This window comes from Actinoplanes sp. CA-252034 (genome assembly GCF_050956125.1).
Classification (GTDB): Bacteria; Actinomycetota; Actinomycetes; order Mycobacteriales; family Micromonosporaceae; genus Actinoplanes.
The window spans coordinates 2,644,437-2,662,020 of the sequence record NZ_CP191846.1 but is presented as its reverse complement, the minus strand read 5'-3'; the positions used below and the strand labels follow the sequence as shown (position 1 = coordinate 2,662,020).

At 71.9% G+C, this 17,584-nt stretch carries 16 protein-coding genes and 1 pseudogene; 8 read left to right on the top strand and 9 right to left on the bottom strand.

Annotation, left to right across the window (positions count from 1 at the left end):
• Positions 1-73: 73 nt before the first annotated feature.
• From hsaB to hsaA, 4 genes are all read right to left on the bottom strand, one after another.
• A complete protein-coding gene (gene hsaB, locus ACQPZW_RS11920; protein WP_433794909.1) occupies positions 74-640 on the bottom strand; it encodes a 3-hydroxy-9,10-secoandrosta-1,3,5(10)-triene-9,17-dione monooxygenase reductase subunit in 567 nt (188 codons plus the stop codon).
• Positions 637-1,545: an iron-dependent extradiol dioxygenase HsaC gene (hsaC, locus tag ACQPZW_RS11915; protein ID WP_433794908.1), complete on the bottom strand. Its 909-nt coding sequence runs from the start codon at positions 1,543-1,545 to the stop codon at positions 637-639. The genes hsaB and hsaC overlap by 4 nt, the downstream gene beginning before the upstream one ends.
• Positions 1,546-1,610: 65 nt before the next feature.
• Positions 1,611-2,408, bottom strand: coding sequence for a 4,5:9,10-diseco-3-hydroxy-5,9,17-trioxoandrosta-1(10),2-diene-4-oate hydrolase (gene hsaD / locus ACQPZW_RS11910; protein WP_433794907.1), 798 nt, complete (start codon positions 2,406-2,408; stop codon positions 1,611-1,613).
• 1 nt (position 2,409) lies between these two features.
• Entirely contained in the window at positions 2,410-3,576 is a 1,167-nt protein-coding gene (gene hsaA, locus ACQPZW_RS11905; protein ID WP_433794906.1) for a 3-hydroxy-9,10-secoandrosta-1,3,5(10)-triene-9,17-dione monooxygenase oxygenase subunit, read from the bottom strand.
• An 81-nt stretch (positions 3,577-3,657) separates the two neighbouring features.
• On the opposite strand from hsaA, the gene ACQPZW_RS11900 reads away from it, so the two are divergent.
• From ACQPZW_RS11900 to ACQPZW_RS11890, 3 genes are read left to right on the top strand one after another with little or no spacing between them, the layout of a single operon-like run.
• On the top strand, positions 3,658-4,785 hold the full coding sequence (locus tag ACQPZW_RS11900; protein ID WP_433794905.1) for a Rieske 2Fe-2S domain-containing protein: 1,128 nt from the start codon (positions 3,658-3,660) through the stop codon (positions 4,783-4,785).
• Positions 4,782-5,078 (top strand): hypothetical protein, encoded by a 297-nt coding sequence (locus ACQPZW_RS11895; RefSeq protein WP_433794904.1) that lies wholly within the window; start codon positions 4,782-4,784, stop codon positions 5,076-5,078. The genes ACQPZW_RS11900 and ACQPZW_RS11895 overlap by 4 nt, the downstream gene beginning before the upstream one ends.
• Positions 5,078-6,001, top strand: a complete 924-nt coding sequence (locus ACQPZW_RS11890) for a 2Fe-2S iron-sulfur cluster-binding protein (protein WP_433794903.1) — start codon at positions 5,078-5,080, stop codon at positions 5,999-6,001. The genes ACQPZW_RS11895 and ACQPZW_RS11890 overlap by 1 nt, the downstream gene beginning before the upstream one ends.
• 91 nt (positions 6,002-6,092) lie before the next feature.
• Here the strand turns inward: ACQPZW_RS11890 and dmpG are convergent, their stop codons facing one another.
• The 4 genes and pseudogenes from dmpG to ACQPZW_RS11870 all read right to left on the bottom strand — a co-directional run.
• Positions 6,093-7,097, bottom strand: a complete 1,005-nt coding sequence (dmpG, locus tag ACQPZW_RS11885) for a 4-hydroxy-2-oxovalerate aldolase (protein WP_433794902.1) — start codon at positions 7,095-7,097, stop codon at positions 6,093-6,095.
• Entirely contained in the window at positions 7,075-7,953 is an 879-nt protein-coding gene (locus ACQPZW_RS11880; protein WP_433794901.1) for an acetaldehyde dehydrogenase (acetylating), read from the bottom strand. Before ACQPZW_RS11880 ends, dmpG begins: the two co-directional genes overlap by 23 nt.
• On the bottom strand, positions 7,950-8,750 hold the full coding sequence (locus tag ACQPZW_RS11875) for a 2-keto-4-pentenoate hydratase (protein WP_433794900.1): 801 nt from the start codon (positions 8,748-8,750) through the stop codon (positions 7,950-7,952). Before ACQPZW_RS11875 ends, ACQPZW_RS11880 begins: the two co-directional genes overlap by 4 nt.
• Before the next feature lie 142 nt (positions 8,751-8,892).
• A pseudogene (locus ACQPZW_RS11870) lies at positions 8,893-10,539 on the bottom strand (FAD-dependent oxidoreductase); the annotation flags it as partial.
• A gap of 106 nt (positions 10,540-10,645) precedes the next feature.
• Here ACQPZW_RS11870 and ACQPZW_RS11865 point away from each other — a divergent pair.
• From ACQPZW_RS11865 to ACQPZW_RS11845, 5 genes are all read left to right on the top strand, one after another.
• Complete coding sequence (locus tag ACQPZW_RS11865) at positions 10,646-12,175, top strand: FAD-dependent oxidoreductase (protein ID WP_433797513.1); 1,530 nt, start codon at positions 10,646-10,648, stop codon at positions 12,173-12,175.
• A 90-nt stretch (positions 12,176-12,265) separates the two neighbouring features.
• Positions 12,266-13,570, top strand: coding sequence for a hypothetical protein (locus tag ACQPZW_RS11860; protein WP_433794899.1), 1,305 nt, complete (start codon positions 12,266-12,268; stop codon positions 13,568-13,570).
• On the top strand, positions 13,567-14,586 hold the full coding sequence (locus ACQPZW_RS11855) for a glutamate ABC transporter substrate-binding protein (RefSeq protein ID WP_433794898.1): 1,020 nt from the start codon (positions 13,567-13,569) through the stop codon (positions 14,584-14,586). The genes ACQPZW_RS11860 and ACQPZW_RS11855 overlap by 4 nt, the downstream gene beginning before the upstream one ends.
• A gap of 79 nt (positions 14,587-14,665) precedes the next feature.
• Positions 14,666-15,184 carry an NfeD family protein gene (locus ACQPZW_RS11850; protein WP_433794897.1) on the top strand — a complete coding sequence of 173 codons (519 nt, stop codon included), beginning with the start codon at positions 14,666-14,668 and terminating at the stop codon, positions 15,182-15,184.
• An 11-nt stretch (positions 15,185-15,195) separates the two neighbouring features.
• Positions 15,196-16,704, top strand: a complete 1,509-nt coding sequence (locus tag ACQPZW_RS11845) for a flotillin family protein (protein ID WP_433794896.1) — start codon at positions 15,196-15,198, stop codon at positions 16,702-16,704.
• 7 nt (positions 16,705-16,711) lie between these two features.
• Here the strand turns inward: ACQPZW_RS11845 and ACQPZW_RS11840 are convergent, their stop codons facing one another.
• Positions 16,712-17,314, bottom strand: a complete 603-nt coding sequence (locus ACQPZW_RS11840; RefSeq protein WP_433794895.1) for a hypothetical protein — start codon at positions 17,312-17,314, stop codon at positions 16,712-16,714.
• Positions 17,315-17,584 lie beyond the last annotated feature (270 nt).

Sequence of the window (17,584 nt, the reverse complement as noted above, 5' to 3'; positions counted from 1 at the left end):
CCTAACAAGACCTGCGCAAACCATCCATGGTGGCCGATCGGTCGGTCTGCGGTCGGCCGCCCGGCTACGGCGTTCAGATCCAGTCGGTGTGGCGGGGCCAGGACAGCAGGGTGTCGACGACCTCGGGTGGCTCGTACGGCGAGGTCGGCGTGGTCGTGGTGTAACGGCTGCGGTGGAAGAGCAGCGGCGTGACGTCACGGCACGGGCCGAGCGCGGTGACCAGGCCGGTGACGATGGCGTGGTCACCGCCCGGGTGCACCGCCTCCACCCGGCAGTCGGCCCAGGTCAGGACGCCGTCCAGGACGGGCGCGCCGGACGGGGCCGGCGTCCAGTCGAGGGCGGCGAACCGGTCCGCGCCGCGGGTGCCGAAGAGCCGGGAGACGTCCCGCTGGTCGGCGGCCAGGATGTTGACGCAGAAGGTCCCGGAGGCGCGGATGCGACGCCACGTGTCCGATCCGTTCTGCGGGCAGAAGAGCACCAGGGGCGGGTCGAGGGAGAGCGGCGCGAACGCCTGGCACGCGAATCCGGCCGGCCCGTCGGAGTCGGCCGTGGTGACGACGGTGACGCCGGTTCCGAAGTGGCCGAGGACTCTCCGGAAACCGGCGGCCGGCGACACCGGCACGGACGGGTGGGTGGTCAATGCCCGCCACCGCCGGAGAAGCGGTGTCCCCAGATGCTGTGCGCGGTGGTCTGGCGGGCGACCCACGTCTCGTCGTCGACGGTGAGGCCGCCGTAGCCGTACTCGATGTCGAATCCGCTCGGGGTGCGGACGTAGAAGGAGACCATCTCGTCGTTGGCGTGCCGGCCCAGGGTGGAGATCATGGGGGCCTTGTTGCGGGCGCACCGGTCGATGGCCCGGCCGACGTCGTCGAGGGTCTCGGTCTCGATCATCAGGTGTACGAGTCCGGTCGGCGCCGGAATCGGGGCGAGGGCGACGCTGTGGTGGCGGGGCCCGCAGCCGAGGAACCGCATCCACAGCGGCGTGTCGCTCGGCGGGAGCCCCAGGTGCTCCGGCACGAGGCGCATCGAGTCGCGCAGCCGGAACCCGAGGACCTCGCTCCAGAACCGCAGCGACGCGGCGTCGTCGCGGGCCGGCAGGACGACGTGCCCCATGCCCTGCCCGCCGGTGACGAACCTCGTTCCGTAGCTGCTCAGCGACGGCCGGCCGTCGAGGGCGGCGCCGCAGAAGAACTCGAGCCGGTTGCCGGCCGGATCGTCGACACTGATCAGGTGGGAGACGCGGCGGTCGGCGAGCTCGTCGGCGCCGGCCGGTTTGACGGCGATGCCGGCTTCGTCGAGGACACCGGCGAGCCGGGTGAGGGCGGCCGGGTCGGCGAGCTCCCAGCCGGACGCGGCGAGCCGGTCCCGCTCGCCGGGCACCACCACGATGCGCGCCGGCAGCTCGTCCATGCGCAGGTAGACGGCCTGCGGGTCGGGGCCGCGGCCCTCGGTCATGCCGAGCACCTTGACGCCGAAGTCACGCCAGGCGGGCAGGTCGGTGGCTTCGACGCGCAGGTAGCCGAGGGATCGGATGAGGTTGCTCACGGGCGGTGTCCCCTCTCACAGAACCAGAAGTCGAGGTGGGCGCGATAGGTGAGGTGAAGGGCAGATCAGGGGGTGAGGAAATCGATGGCCAGGCGGTTGAACTCGTCGAACTTCTCCAGGTGGGCCCAGTGGCCACAGCCGCCGAAGACGTGCAGGCGCGCGTTGCGCAGCACCTTGAGGGCGACCAGCGCGCCGTCGAGCGGGTTGACCCGGTCCTCACGGCCCCAGACCAGCAGGGTCTCGTGGCGCAGCCGGTGGGCGTCGCGCCAGAGCAGCCCTTCCTCGTATGTCTCCGGGTTGCTGAAGGAGGCGCCCATCTCGCGCATGGCCCGCATCGCGGCGGGGTCGACGGCCGCCCGGAAACGCTCTTCGATCAGCTCGTCGGTGATCAGGGACGGATCGAAGACGAGGGTGCGGAGGAATGCCGCCAGCCTCGCGCGACTGGGGTCCCGGCCGAACGCGCCGAGTCGTTTGACCCCTTCGGTGGGGTCCGCGGAGAAGACGTTCAGTGACAGTCCGCCGGGTCCCATCAGGAGCAGCCGCCGGGCGCGCCCCGGGTGCATCAGGGCGAAGCGGACGGCCGTCCCGCCGCCGAGCGAGTTGCCGATCAGGTCGACCCGCTCGATGCCGAGTTTGTCGAGCAGGGCGGCCAGCTCGGTGGCGGCGTGCGTGAAGTACTGCCCGGTGATCGGGTCGCCCAGCGAGCCGCCGTATCCGGGCTGATCGACCGCGAGGACGTCGAAATGCGGGGCGAGCGCGGGGATCGTACGCCCGAAGTTGCTCTCGGCGGACGCGCCGGGACCGCCCCCGTGGAGAAGGACCACCGGTGATCCGGCGCCGTCGCGGCGAAAGGCCAGTGTCATCTCACACCATCGCGTCGTTGAGGGGCAGGCCGAACTCGCCGCGGCCGTACATGGACAGGGCCCGTTCCGGGTCGTTGATCGCGTGGACGCGGCCGGAGTGGGCGTCGCGCCAGAAGCGCTGGATCGGGGTGCCGATCGCGAGCGCCCGGCCGCCGGAGCTCTCGAAGAGCCGGTCGACAGCGCGGATCGCCAGGGCGGTCCCGCGGACCTGGTCGCGGCGGATCCGCAGCCGCAGTGGCATCGGGAGTCTGGTCCCGGCGGTGGTGAGGTCCATGAGCTCGCGCATGTTGGCCTCGACGGCATACCAGGCGGAGTCGATGTCGGCCGCGGCCTCGGCGACGCGCACCTGCGCGTGCGGGTCCTCGGCCGCTTTGACACCGGCGTAGGCCGCACGGACCCGCTCGCGGGTGTAGTCGACGTGGGCGCGGTAGGCCCCGGTCGCCATGCCGATGATCGGCGTGGTGATGGCGTAGGTGAAGATCGAGGCGTAGGGGATCCGGTAGAGCGGTCCCGGATTCTGCTCCTGGCCGGGGCAGACGCAGCGTGCGGTGTCGTTGAAGCTGAGCGCACGGTACGACGGGACGAAAGCGCCGTCGACGACGATGTCGTTGCTGCCGGTGCCGCGCAGCCCGACGGTGTGCCAGACGTCCTCGACGGTGTAGTCCGCCGCCGGCAGCAGGAAGGTGCAGAAGTCGGCGGGTGTGCCGTCGTCGCCGGGCGGGACGATGCCCCCGAGCAGCACCCAGGTGGCGTGATCACAGCCGGAGGAGAAGCTCCAGCGGCCGTCGACCCGGTAACCGCCGTCGACCCTGGTGATCTTTCCGGTCGGGGCGTAGGAGGACGACATCCGGGTGCCGGGGTCGGCGCCCCAGACGTCCTGCTGGGCGCGGTCCGGGAAGAGGCCGAGCTGCCAGGCGTGCACCCCGACCACGGAGGCGACCCAGCCGGTCGAGCCACAGGCCGAGGCGATGTCACGCACGCAGGTGAGGAAGTCGAGCGGGTGCGCCTCGTGGCCACCGAAGCGGGCCGGTTGGAGCAGGCGGAAGAAGCCGGTCTCGGCGAGGGCCTTGACCGTCTCCGGGGCGAGGGAGCGCCGGTCCTCGGTCTCTTGGGCGCGCTCCCGCAGAACAGGTAACAGTTCTCGAACTCCGGCGAGGACCGCTTCCATGAGATCCCTCCAGGCTGGTTGGCCACGTGTCGAGCGACCTCTATACTAGAACACGTTCTACCTAGGGACCAGGAGTGGGACATGAGCATCAGCCAGGAACCGCGCACCATCGATGCCGGGAGACCACCGGCGAGGTTCGCCCGGGGGTGGCACTGCCTGGGGCTCGCCGACACGTTCCGCGACGGGCAGCCGCACGCGATCCAGGCGTTCGGCACGAAGCTCGTGGTGTTCGCCGATTCCCAGGGCCGGATCAACGTGCTCGACGGCTACTGCCGGCACATGGGCGGCGACCTCACCCAGGGCACGATCAAGGGTGACACCATCGCCTGCCCGTTCCACGACTGGCGGTGGAACGGGGAGGGCCGCTGCGTCGAGGTGCCCTACGCACACCGGATCCCGATGCGCGCGCGGACCCGGGCGTGGACGACCTGTGAGCAGAACAGGCAGTTGTTCGTCTGGAACGATCCGCAGGGCAATCCCCCGCCGCCCGAGGTGGCGATCCCCCGCATCGAGGGCGCGTTCTCCGACGAGTGGAGCGACTGGACGTGGGACTCGGTGCTCATCGAGGGCGCCAACTGCCGCGAGATCATCGACAACGTCGTCGACATGGCGCACTTCTTCTACATCCACTTCGCCTTCCCGACGTTCTTCAAGAACGTGATGGAGGGGCACGTGGCGGCGCAGTTCCTGAAGACCCGGCCGCGCCCGGACGTGCCGGCCTCGTCGAGCCAGTCCGGTGACGCCACGCTGCGGTCGGAGGCGGCCTACTACGGGCCGGCCTACATGATCGACTATCTGTACAACGACTGGCACGGCGTGAACATCGAGTCGGTGCTGATCAACTGCCACTACCCGGTCAGCCCCGACTCGTTCGTCCTCCAGTGGGGCCTGAGCATGAAACGGCTGCCCGGGCTCAGCACCGAGCAGGCGGCCAAGGCGGCGGCCAAGTTCGCCAAGGGCATCGGCGTCGGGTTCCTGCAGGACGTGGAGATCTGGAAGAACAAGACACGCATCGACAACCCGCTGCTCTGCGCCGAGGACGGGCCCGTCTACCAGCTCCGCCGGTGGTATGAGCAGTTCTACGTCGACGTGGAGGACGTCACCGACGACATGGTGGCGCGCTACGAGTTCGAGGTGGACACCACACGGGCCGTCGAGACGTGGGAGGCCGAGGTCGCCGCCAACCAGGCCCGGGCCGGCGCCTCATGACGGTCACCGGCCACGACCTGGCCGCACACGACGGCCGGCAACAGCGCGATGAGCGACAGGAATATCTGGCCGGAGGGCTCGCCGAGGTGCGGTGCGAGGCTTGCGGGCTTCCGGTGCGGGCCGGGAAGCGCAGCGCGATGCAGACCAGCGTGCAGTGGTCCGGACCGGCGTGCGATCGGCTGAGCGAGGCCGCCGCCGCTGCCGGGCGGCCCACCGCGCTCGTCCCCACCTGCCCCGAGCTGCGGGCCAGCATCGATCGGGCGGTTCGCGAGGGTCGTCTGGAGGTGAGCTGATGCCGCAGTTCCGCCCTGTCCGGATCGCCGCGGTGGTCCCGGAGACCGCGGACGCCCGTTCCCTGGTTCTCGACACCACCTTCGACTACCTGCCCGGTCAATACCTGACGGTGCGGACCCCGGTGGGGGCGCGGTGCTATTCGCTGTCCACCACGCCGGGGGTCGACGACTCGCCGGCGGTGACGGTGAAACGGGTGCCGGGCGGCCAGGTGTCGAACTGGATCTGCGACCATGTCCGCGCCGGCGACACCCTCGACGTGGCCGGTCCGGCCGGGGCGTTCACTCCCGCCTCGCTCGACGACGACCTGCTGTTCCTGGCCGCCGGCTCCGGCATCACGCCGATCATGGGGATTCTGGGGGCGCTGCGGGGCGACCCGGTCCTCGTCTACGCCAACCGCGACGCCGCGTCGATCATCTTCCGGGACCGGCTCGACGCGATGCTGCCGGTCGTCCACTGGCTGGACAGCGAGCGGGGCGTTCCGACCGCCGACTCCCTCCGAGAGCTGCTCACGCCGTACCTCGCAAGGGAGGCCTTCCTCTGCGGCCCGGAGGCGTTCGTCGCCGTCGCCGAGAAGGCGCTGCTGTCGGCCGGCATGGCTGCCGACCGGATCCGGGTGGAACGATTCGAGCTCCCACCGGTCGAGAGCCGGGCGTCGACGGCCGAGGTGGCGATCGACGGGCAGACGCACGTGCTGCCGTGGGCGCCGGGCAAACGGCTCCTCGACGTGATCATCGACGCGGGCCTCAACCCGCCCTACTCGTGCCGGCAGGGCCAGTGCGGTGCGTGCGCGGTCCGTCTGGTCAGCGGCGAGGTCACACTGGTCGACAACGAGATCCTCGAGGAGGAGGACTTCGCCGAGGGCTACATCCTCGCCTGCCAGGCGGTTCCGGTCACCGACCACGTCTCGGTCACCTACTACTGACCGGAACGACACTCCGCGTGCGCGGGCCGGGCGGGTCCGCCACCACGCCGGGTGAAGTGGCCCATCCCGGGCCACTGCCACCGGGCGCCTCTCATCGCGCCGACAGCTCCCGGGCGATCGTGATCAACTGGTCCTCCTGGCCGCCGACGAGACGCCGCTCCCCCGCTTTCACCAGGATCTCCGCGCCGGACACCCCGTACCGCTCGGCCTGCTCGTAGGCGTGCATGAGGAAACTGGAGTAGACCCCGGCGTACCCCATGATCAGCGCCATCCGGTCCAGCTTGCACTCGTCGGCCATCGCCGGGCGGACCACGTCCTCGGCCGCGTCGACGATCTTGAAGAAGTCGACGCCGGTCCGGATGCCCAGCTTGTCGCAGACGCCGACGAACGCCTCGACCGGGGTGTTCCCGGCCCCCGCCCCGAAACGCCGCGTGCTGCCGTCGATCTGCTTCGCCCCCGCCCGGTAGGCGAGCACCGAGTTCGCGACGCCGAGCCCCAGGTTCTCGTGCCCGTGGAACCCGACCTGCGCGTCCCCGCCCAGCTCGGCGACGAGCGCGGCGACCCGGTCACCGACCTGGTCGAGGACGAGCGCTCCCGCCGAGTCGACGACGTAGACGCACTGGCAGCCGGCGTCCACCATGATCCGGGCCTGTTCCGCGAGCCGTTCCGGCGGGGACGAGTGCGCCATCATCAGGAACCCGACGGTCTCCAGGCCCAGTTCACGGGCGATGCCGAAATGCTGAACGGCGATGTCGGCCTCGGTGCAGTGGGTGGCGATCCGGCAGACCGTGGCCCCGTTGCCGGCCGCGGCCCGGATGTCGTCGAACACCCCGACTCCGGGCAGCATCAGGAAGGCGATCCTCGCGCGGGTGGCGGTACGCACGGCCGCGCTGATCAACTCCTGCTCGGGGGTGTGGCTGAACCCGTAGGTGAACGACGACCCACCCAGGCCGTCACCGTGGGTGACCTCGATGACGGGTACGCCGGCGTCGTCGAGGGCCGCCACGATCGCGGTCACCTCGGCGACGGTGAACCGGTGGCGTTTCGCGTGCGACCCGTCCCGCAACGACGAGTCAGTGATCCTGAGATCGAGCAAGTTCCTCACCCACCCTGGTTGCCGCCGCGGTCATGATGTCCAGGTTCCCGGCGTACGGCGGCATGAAGTCGCCCGCGCCCTCGACCTCGATGAAGATCCCCACGCGTACCCGGTCGCCGATCACGTCGAACTGCGGCTCGTCGAGCAGCCGGTAGCCGGGCACGTACGCCGACACCGCGGCCACGACGTCCACGATCGACCTGCTGATCGCGGCCTGGTCGGCGTCCGGCCCGACCGCGCAGAAGATCGTGTCGCGCATGATCAACGGTGGTTCCGCCGGGTTCAGCACGATGATCGCCTTGCCCCGCGCCGCTCCCCCGATCGTCTCCAGCCCTCGACTCGTGGTCCGGGTGAACTCGTCGATGTTCGCCCGGGTGCCGGGCCCGGCCGAGCGGGACGCGACGGTCGCCACGATCTCGGCGTAGCCGACCGGCGTCACCCGCGACACGGCGTGCACCATCGGGATCGTCGCCTGCCCACCACAGGTGATCAGGTTGAGGTTCGCCGCGTCCCGGTGCTCGCCGAGGTTGACCTCGGGCACGACCGCGGGCCCGGCCGCCGCCGGGGTCAGGTCGATCGCCCGGATCCCCGCCTCCGCATACCGCGGCGCGTTCGCCCGGTGCACGGCCGCCGACGTCGCCTCGAACACCAGGTCGGGCCGCGGTTCCCGGCGCAACAGCCAGTCCACCCCGTCGCTGCTGACGGCCAGCCCCGCCTTCGCCGCCCGCCGCAGTCCGGCGCTCTCCGGATCGACGCCGACCATCCACCGCGGCTCGACGGCCGGCGATCGCAGCAGTTTGTACATCAGATCCGTCCCGATGTTCCCGGATCCGACGATCGCCGCGCTGAGCGTCATTCCCGACCCCCCTCTTTTGCATCGGCAAACGTCAATCGCACATCGCCGAGGCCGCTGAACTCGGCGCGGAACTCGTCACCCGGCCGCGCGTCGACGGCACGTGCGCAGGCGCCCGGCAGAATCAGATGTCCCGCCTCGAGCCGGACCCCGAACTTCGCCACCTTCCGCGCCAGCCAGGCGACCGCGGTCACCGGATTCCCGAGCACGGCATCCGACCGCCCGGCCGCCACCTTCTCGTCGCCACGCCACAGAACGGCGGCGATGCCGCGAGGATCGACTTCTTTCGGTGGTACGCGTGAAGCGCCCACCACGAAACCGGCGGAAGAGGCATTGTCGGCGATGGTGTCGGCCAGACTGATCCGCCAATCGGCGATCCGGCTGTCGATGAGCTCGATCGAGGGCGCGAACGCCGCCGTGGCAGCGAGAACGTCCTCCTCGGTGCATTCCTCACCGGGCAGGTCGTCCCCGAGCAGGAACGCCACCTCGATCTCCACCCGCGGACGGCAGAACCGTGCGGCGTCGACCGGCTCGTCCTCGGACAACCGCATGTCGGCCAGCAGATGTCCGTAGTCCGGCTCGTCGACGCCCATCATCTCCTGCATCGCCTTCGACGAGAGCCCCACCTTGTGCCCCACGATCCCGGCACTGCGCCGCCGAATGTTGATCAGCTGAATGGCATAGGCGTCGTCGGCGGTGAGCCCCGGATGCTCCAGGACGAGCGGGGGAATCGGGACCCGATCCCGTTCCGCGTCCCGAAGGCGGTCGGCGACGATCCACAGCTCAGTCTCGTCGATCATGATCCTCTCCCGGCTCGGCGGGCGCGGCGGCGGCAGGAAGGACGGCGGCCGGCGGCGCGACATCGGTGGGGACGGCGGCCGGCGGCGCGGCCGTCTCCGCGGCCACGGAGACGGCGGTGGCGGCCGGCGGCGCGGCTGCGGAGCCCGTGGTGGCGGCATGACGGCCCGCTCGTCGACCGGAGAAGACGCAGTCGGCCAGCGAGAGGCCGCTGACGTAGGAGCCTGAGCAGATACCGACGGCCGTCCGGCCGGCCGCGTAGAGACCGGGGATCGCGGCGCCGGCGGGGGTCAGCACCTGGCCGGTCTCCTCGTCGACGGTCAGGCCGCCGAGGGTGAGCATCGGCGCCGGGACCGCGCGCAGCGACACGTCGATGAGCGAGAACGGCGCCCTGACCAGCGGCCGCACCAACTCCATCGGCTTACCGGCGACGTCCCGCGCGAAGCCCGAGGCGGCGGCGTTGTTGGCGGCCACGGTCGCGGCCAGGGCGGTCTCGTCGATACCCGCGCGGCGGGCCAACTCGGCGAGGGTCCGCGCGGACGTGCGGCGCGCGGTGAAGAGCCACCGGCTCTGCCAGCGCTGGAACCACAGGGTCTGCGAGGAGAGCTGCCGCCGCGCCTCGCCGAGCACGTCCGCGTCGACGACGAGCCAGGCCCTCCCACCGGGGCGGGCGCGCACGGCGTCACCGACGGCCGCGCCGTAGAGCGACTCGTCGCAGACCCTCCGCCCGTCCCGGTCGACCAGGACGCCACCGAGCAGCGCCGACGGCGGCGTGAGGAACCGCCACAGCGTGACCCGGTCGAGGTGCCGGGTGCCCGCCCCCACCGAGGTCCCGAGCCTGATTCCGGACCCGTCGTCCCCCGGCGTCCCCAGTCGCAGACCGCGATACCCGGGCGCGTGCTCCCGCATCATCTCCCGGTCGAAGACGAACCCACCCGCCGCCAGAATGACCGCGTCGGCGCGAATCCGCAGCTCCCGACCGTAGCGCTCCTCGATCCGGGCCACCGCCCGGTGCAGCGCCCGCCCGAACCCCGGCAGGTAGACACCGGGCTTGACCGACCACCGGTGCAGCCACCGATGCGTGAGCCGAGCCCAGCCCGGCGCCTCACCCAGCGTCCGGCAGACCAGCCCGACGACCCGCTCCCGCCCCGCGGGCTCGTCACGAGGGTCGTGGGACGCGGGATCAGCCGGCACGGCGGAAGTCGTGGGATGCGGTCGGGGAGGGGTGGACGTACCACTGCCGGGATGGGATCGCGGGGCGACGAGAAGGGTGACGGCCCGGGACTGCGGGAGGAGGCGGACCCGGCGCGCCGCGGCGGCTGCCGCCAGGCGGGCGTGGAGGGTGCCGCCGGAGGTTCCGGGGGCGTGGGTGCGGTGGCCGCGTGGAGCGGGCGCCGGATGGGCGTGCTCGCTGCCCGACTGGTAGAGGTAGTGGCGGTCGGTGGGGTACGAGGTCTTGTACGGGCACAGGCCCGCGTCGAACGGGACACCGTGCTCCTCCAGCCAGGCCAGCATGTCGGCGGACCCGGCGCAGAAGCGGCGCAGAGTGGCCGGTGAGACGGCGTCGCGGACCTCGTGGCGCAGGTATTCGTACATCGCCTCCGGGGTGTCGGTGACGCCCGCGGCCCGCTGCTGCCGGGTGCCGCCGCCGGCGTAGACGATGCCCCCGGAGACGGCGGTGGCGCCCCCGCCGGTGAAGCGGTCGATCACGAGGACGTCGGCGCCGGACTCGGCGGCCTCGATGGCGGCGCAGGCGCCCGCCGCGCCGAAGCCCACCACCACGACGAGCATGCGGGCCTCCGGAGGAATGGCGTCGGCAACCGGATAACTATAACCTGTTCTAGTGTTGCGCGAAGAGGAATTCGATGTCGTCGTGGTGGGGAGCGGCGCAGCCGGGATGACCGCTGCGCTCGCCGCCGCGCACCATGGGCTCAGCGTTGTCGTCATGGACAGTGCAGAGGTGTACGGCGGTTCGACCGCCCGCTCCGGTGGAGGACTGTGGCTACCCGGACCGGAAGCGGCCACCTACCTGAAACACGTTGCAGGCGATGAGGTGCCATCGGTCCGGCGGGACGCGCTGCTCGCTCACGGGCCTGAGGTGCTCGCGTTCGTGACCCGGCACACCCCGCTGGAGTTCGCGCGGGTGCCGGGCTATCCCGACTACCACCCGGAGGCGCCGGGCGGGCTGGCCGAGGGCCGCACGCTGGAGCCGCGCCCACTGGACGTGCGCCGGGTCGCCGCGGACGTCGGCGCGCTCGCCCCGCCGTATCGTGCGGCGCCCAACGGGATGGCGGTGACCGCGGTCGACTACCGGTGGCTCTCGCTCGGACTGCGGCATCCACGGTCGGCGCTGACCGCGGTCAAGCTGGCGGCCGGCCGGTTCCGCGGGCGGCGGCTCACCATGGGGCAGGCGCTCGCGGCGGGGCTGCGGGCCGGGTTGCGGTCGGCGGGGGTTCCGGTGCGCCTGGGTACGCCGATGGCCGCCCTGCACGTGACGGACGACGGCCGGGTCGCCGGTGTCCGCACGCCGGACGGGCTGCTGCGGGCCCGGCGCGGGGTGGTGCTGGCGTGCGGCGGGTTCGACCACAACGAGCGGATGCGCCGGGAGCATCAGGATCTGGGCGTCGCGTGGACCGTCGGCGCGGCCGGCAACACCGGGCTCGGGATCGAGGAGGGCCAGCGGCTGGGCGCGGCGCTGGACCTGATGGACGAGGCGTGGTGGGGGCCGTCGCTGCCGTTGACCGGTGGGGCGTACTTCTGCCTGGCCGAGCGCAACCTGCCGGGCGGCCTGATCGTCGACGGGACCGGGCGCAGGTTCGTGAACGAGGCCGCGCCTTACGTCGACGTGGTCCACGCCATGCTGGGCCGCACCGGCAGCGGGCCGCACCTGCCGGCGTGGCTGGTGACCGACCGGTCGTACCGGGACCGGTACCTGTTCGCCGGCCGGGCGCCACGGGCCCCGCTGCCCCGGCGCTGGTTCGACGCCGGGATCGCGCACCGGGCGGACACCCTGGACGGGCTGGCCGGGCGCATCGGTGTGCCGGCCGAGGCCCTGCGGGCGACGGTCGAGCGGTTCAACGGGTTCGCGGCGAACGGGCGGGACGAGGACTTCGGGCGGGGCGACTCGGCGTACGACCGCTACTACGGCGACCCGCGCCAGCGGCCGAACCCGTGCCTGGGCCCGCTGCTGCGACCGCCGTTCCTGGCGTTCTCGCTGGTGCCGGGCGATCTGGGGACCAAGGGCGGATTGCGCACCGACGAGCGCGCCCGGGTGCTGCGCGGCGACGGCACGCCGATTCCCGGCCTGTACGCGGCCGGCAACACGAGTGCCTCGGTGATGGGCCGGGGCTATGCGGGCGCCGGCGCCACACTGGGCCCGGCGATGACGTTCGGCTACCTGGCCGCCCTCGATCTGGCCGCGAGCTAGCCCCTGGTCCCGCCCTGTGTGGACGCGGTTCCCTACCGTGGCGGTGTCGCCGTATCGTGGCCGTCCCACATGGATCAATCGGGGGTGTGCGTGCCGACCCAACTCGCGCCTGCAAGACAGCTCGCGCCGCCCGGGAACGACCGGTGGTCAACACCCCGGTTGTACTGGCTGGTCGCCATCGGGCTGGTGGTGCTGGCGCTGATCACCGGCACGGCCGCGGTGTCCGACGTGCGGCAGCGGTCCGCACTGCTGACCGACGTCTCCGAGGTCAAGGCACCGATCAGCGTCGACGCGCAGACGTTGTACCGGTCGCTGGCCGACGCCGACGCGACCGCCGCGGCGGCGTTCCTGTCCACCGGTGGCGAGTCGGCCGCCCTGCGGACCCGGTATCTCGACCGTATCGCCCAGGCCGGCGCGGCCCTGACGATCGCGCTGCGGGACGCCGACGACGACGAGACGGCCCGGCTGCAGGTGGTCGCGGGGCAACTGCCGGTCTACACCGGGCTGATCGAGACGGCCCGGGCCAACCAGCGTCACGGGGTGCCGCTGGGCGGTGCCTATCTGCGGGAGGCGTCCGGGCTGATGCAGCAGACGATCCTTCCGGCCGCGGCGGGCGTCTTCGACAGCACTCACCGGCGGCTGGTCGGCGAGCAGGAGGAGGCCGACGGGTTCCCCTGGCTGACCGCGTTCTTCGTGGTGCTGCTCGCCGGGGCGCTGCTGTGGGCGCAGGTGCTGGTGGCCCGCCGCAGCCGGCGCACGTTCAACCTGGGGCTGGTGGCGGCGAGCGGGATCACCGCGCTGGCGCTGCTCTGGTCGGTGGTCGCGCTCGGCGCCTCGACCGACCGGCTGGAGACCGGGCGGGGCAGCCCGGCCGAGCAGGTGTCGCTGCTGGCCGACTCGGGGCGCGCGGCGCTGCAGGCGCGGGCCAACGAGTCACTGACGCTGGTGGCCCGGGGCGGCGGGGCCGGGTTCGAGACCGTGTTCACCGCCACGATGGACGAGCTGATCGGCGTGGACGGGCACGGTGGCCTGCTCGCCGAGGCGCGGGCCCGGGCGGGTGACGCCGACCGGGCGCTCCTCGACCAGGCCCGCACCGAGGCCAACCGGTGGCGCACGCTGCACCAGGAGGTGCGCGCGGCGGACAACGGCGGCGACTGGAACCGGGCGGTGGAGCTGGCGACGGCGACCGGCGACCAGGCGCTGCCCGCGGTGTTCGCCCGGCTGGACGAGGCGCTGACCGGCGCACTGGCGGCGGGCAATCAGCAGGTGGACCGGCAGACCGACCGCGCGGCGAGCGCCCTGACCGGGCTGATCGCCGGGTTCGCGCTGCTCACGATCGGTCTGATGATCGCCGTAGGACTGGGATTCCGCCCACGGATCGGGGAGTACCGGTGAAGACGAAGCCTCAGTCGCGGATCGCGGGAGTGCCGGTGGCGAAGAGGATGAAGGCCGCCGCGGCCCTGTTGACGGTCGCCGTGGCCGCCGCCGGGTGCGGCACGGACGGGCCGCCGCGGCCGGTGTCGGCGAACGCCACGGCGGCGGTGCCACGGCCGCTGAACGTGCAGGACCCCGCGGAGATCCCGACCGCGGGGCCGGCGCCGACCTGCGATCCGCGCGCCAGCCTGCGGCCACCGGCGTCGATGCCGAAACCGGGCGCCATGCCGGCCGGCAGCACGATGGCCGGGATCGTGGAGAACGGCCGGCTGGTCGTCGGCATCGACCAGAACGCGTACCTCTTCGGGTTCCGTGACCCGGGCAGCGGCGAGCTGGTGGGCTTCGAGATCGACTTCGCCCGGGAGATCGCGCGGGCGCTCTTCGGCGACCCCGCGAAGGTGCAGTTCCGGGCGATCACGACGGCCGAGCGCATCCCGATGCTGCAGGACAAGAAGGTCGATCTGGTCATCCGGACCATGTCGATGACCTGTGAGCGCTGGCAGCAGGTGAAGTTCTCCACCGAGTACATCCCGTCACGGCAGCGGCTCCTGGTGCGCAAGGCCGACAAGATCAAGGACTTCCCCGATCTGCGGGGCAGGAAGGTGTGCGCGACCCGGGGCAGCACCAGCATCGTCACGATCGCCGCGCAGCCGTACGGACTGATCCCGGTCAGCACCGACAGCACCCTGGACTGTCTGGTGCTGCTCCAGCAGGGTCAGGTGGACGCGGTCTCGACGATCGACATCCTGCTGGCCGGCCTGGCCGCGCAGGACCCGACGACCGAGGTCACCGGGCGGGCGGTGTCCGACGAGCCGGCCGGGATCGGCATCCCCCAGGAGCACGAGGACATGACCCGGTTCGTCAACGGGGTCCTGGAGAGGATGCGCGCCGACGGCACCTGGACGGACATCTACGACAAGTGGCTCGCGGAGCGCCTCGGCCCGGCGGATCCACCGGCACCGGTCTACCGGAAATGACGACAGTGCAGGTCGACGGCCTGTTCTACGCTGATCGGACCGGCCCGGGAAGGGGCCTGAGCAAAGGCCAGGAAGAATCGTGCTGACGGCGACTGTGGTGTTCCTGGTGATCGGCGGCGTGGCCCTGGTGGTGCTGGCGCTGGCGCTCGTCGGCGGCGAGCTCCTGCACTTCGGTCACCCGGAGGCGGGCGGGCCGGTGTCGACCGAGGTGGCGGCCGGCTTCCTGGGGGCGTTCGGGTTCGCCGGCGCCGCCGCGGCAGAGCTGCTCGACGCCCGTACCCTCGCCATGATCGTCATCGCAGCGGCCGTGGGCGCGCTGGCCGCCGTGCCCGCCGCCTGGCTCGCGTGGCGGCTGTCGCGGGCGGCGCGCGACATGCGCACCGACGCGACACCGCAACGGCAGCATCTGGTCGGTTCGATCGGCGTGGTCGTCACGCCGGTCCCGGCCGGCACGGGTTACGGCGAGGTGCGGGTCCGGCTGGGCGGGCAGCCGGTGAAACTCAACGCACGCGCCGACCGTGCCATCCCCGCGGGCGCCGAGGTCTTCGTGATCGAGGCGCCGAGCGACACGAGCGTAATCGTCGAAGAGACACCATAGGGAAGGCTCGAATGTCTGGATTGTTGATCGCGATCGGCGGCGGTGTGCTGCTGGTCGTGCTGCTCGTGGTGTTCATCCTGTCCCGGATCAAGGTGGCCGGGCCCAACGAGGCGTTCATCATCACCGGCCGCAAGGGCAAGACGACGCAGGGCCTGGACGGCACCAGCAGCACCGACATGTCGGGGCAGAAGGTCGTCATGGGCGCGTCGGTGTTCGTGCTGCCGGTCGTGCAGAAGCTGCAGTCACTCGACCTGTCCAGCCGCCGGATCGACGTCGGCATCAAGGGCGCGGTGTCGAAGCAGGGCATCCGCGCCGAGCTGCACGGTGTGGCGATCGTGAAGGTCGGCGGCACCGAGGACGCGATCCGCGCGGCCGCCCAGCGGTTCCTGCACCAGCAGTCGGAGATCGAGGACTTCACCCGTGAGGTGCTGGCCGGCGCGTTGCGGTCGATCGTCGGCCGGCTCACAATCGAGGAGATCATCCGGGACCGGGCGGCGTTCGCCAGCGCGGTCGCCGAGGAGGCCGAGCACTCGATGACCAACCAGGGTCTGGTGCTCGACACGTTCCAGCTGCAGGACATCCTGGCCGAGGGGTCGTACCTGCAGGACCTCGGTCGCCCGGAGGCGGCACGGGTGCTCAAGGATGCGGCCATCGCCGAGGCCCGGGCGCGGCAGGCCGCCGAGCAGGAGCGACTGCTGGCCGAGGAGGCGATCGCCGAGGCGAACCGGAACCTGTCGCTGAAGCAGGCCGGCATCCAGGCCGAGATCGACGCGGCGAAGGCCCAGTCGGCGGCGGCCGGCCCTCTCGCCCAGGCCGAGCGGGACCAGAAGATCCTGGCCGAGCAGCAGAAGGTCGCCGAGCAGAACGCCGAGCTCAAGCAGCGCCAGCTGGACACCGAGGTGCGCAAGCCGGCCGACGCCGCCCGGTACCGGGTGGAGCAGGAGGCCGAGGCGGCCCGCAGCGCCGCCGTTCTGCACGCGGACGCGCAGCGGCAGGCCACCATCGCCGGCGCGCAGGCGCAGGCCGAGCAGGCCCGCCTGACCGGTGAGGGCGAGCGGGCGAGGCGTGCCGCGCTGGCTGAGGCGCACGCGATCGAGGGTGCCAAGGAGGGTGAGGCGGAGCAGCGGCGGCGTACCGCCATCGCCGAGGCGATCGAGCGGGAGGGCACGGCCGAGGCCGCGGCGATCCTGGCGAAGGGTCAGGCCGAGGCGGAGGCGATGGCCAAGAAGGCCGAGGCTTTCGCGGCGTACGGCGACGCGGCCGTCATCGACCTGCTGGTGAAGGTCCTGCCGCAGGTCGTCGAGGCGGCCAGCGCCCCGCTCGCCAACGTCGACAAGCTGACCGTCATCTCCACCGACGGGGCCACGTCGCTGACCAAGTCGGTGGCCGGCAACGTGGCGCAGGGTCTGCAGATCGGCACCGACCTGACCGGTATCGACCTGACCGGCCTGCTGGCCCGGCTGGGCGGCACCAAGGTCAACGGCGAGCACCCGGCCGTCGAGGGCAGGATCCAGGACTGACGCGGAGTCACCCGGCCGGCAGGCAGCTGCCGGCCGGGTCGGTCTCCAGCCGGAGCTGGGTGAAGTCGGTGCCGACGAGCTTGAAGGCGAACACGAGCCGGTCCTTGGGGCACGTCTTGCTGCCGGAGTCGATGGCGTGGCCGTTGGCCTTGATGACGATCTCTCCCGAGGTCACCTCCACGCCGGTGATCCACGGCCGCCGTAGTTCGGCCGGGGGTCCGCCGAGCAGTGGTTGATCGATCCGCCACGGGCGCTGCGCCGGGGAGGAGCCGTCGAACACCTCGACCGTCCCGACGTTGTCGCAGCTGCGGACGACGAGTGCGTCGGCGACGCCGTCACCGCTCACGTCGCCGGTCACCACCTGCTGGACGACGGCCTCCTGCGTCTTGTCCTCGCAGGGCAGGACGAACGTGTCCCAGTCGGCGTCCTTGCCGGCGCTCGCGAGGTTGCCGCCCGGCGCCTCCGCCTCCGGCAGCGCGTCCGCCGGCCGGCCGGCGGACGCCGACGGCGACGCGGACGGCGTGGGCTCCGGGGTGCTCTGCTCACCGGAGGTGCATCCGGCGAGCAGCACCAGCGCCAGCGCCGGCTCCGCAAAAGGGACTAACCTCATAATTGCACACTAGTACGGCGGAAGTCGTGGCCGGAGCGGATCCCCGGCACCGCTGCACAGTGACGACGCTCACAACCTTGGGATCCGCTTGCATCGGCTAGTGTCTATGCCGGAACGGGGACCAGCTTTCGGCGGGGGCATTTGACGAAAGCACACTGGGCGGCCGCATCGGCCGTCCAGGGCAACGTCGTTGTCAAAACCGGATCAGCCGACGCACTTCATTCTTCACGCTTTCCGCCACCTCCCGATTCCGACCTGTCGATTGCGGAC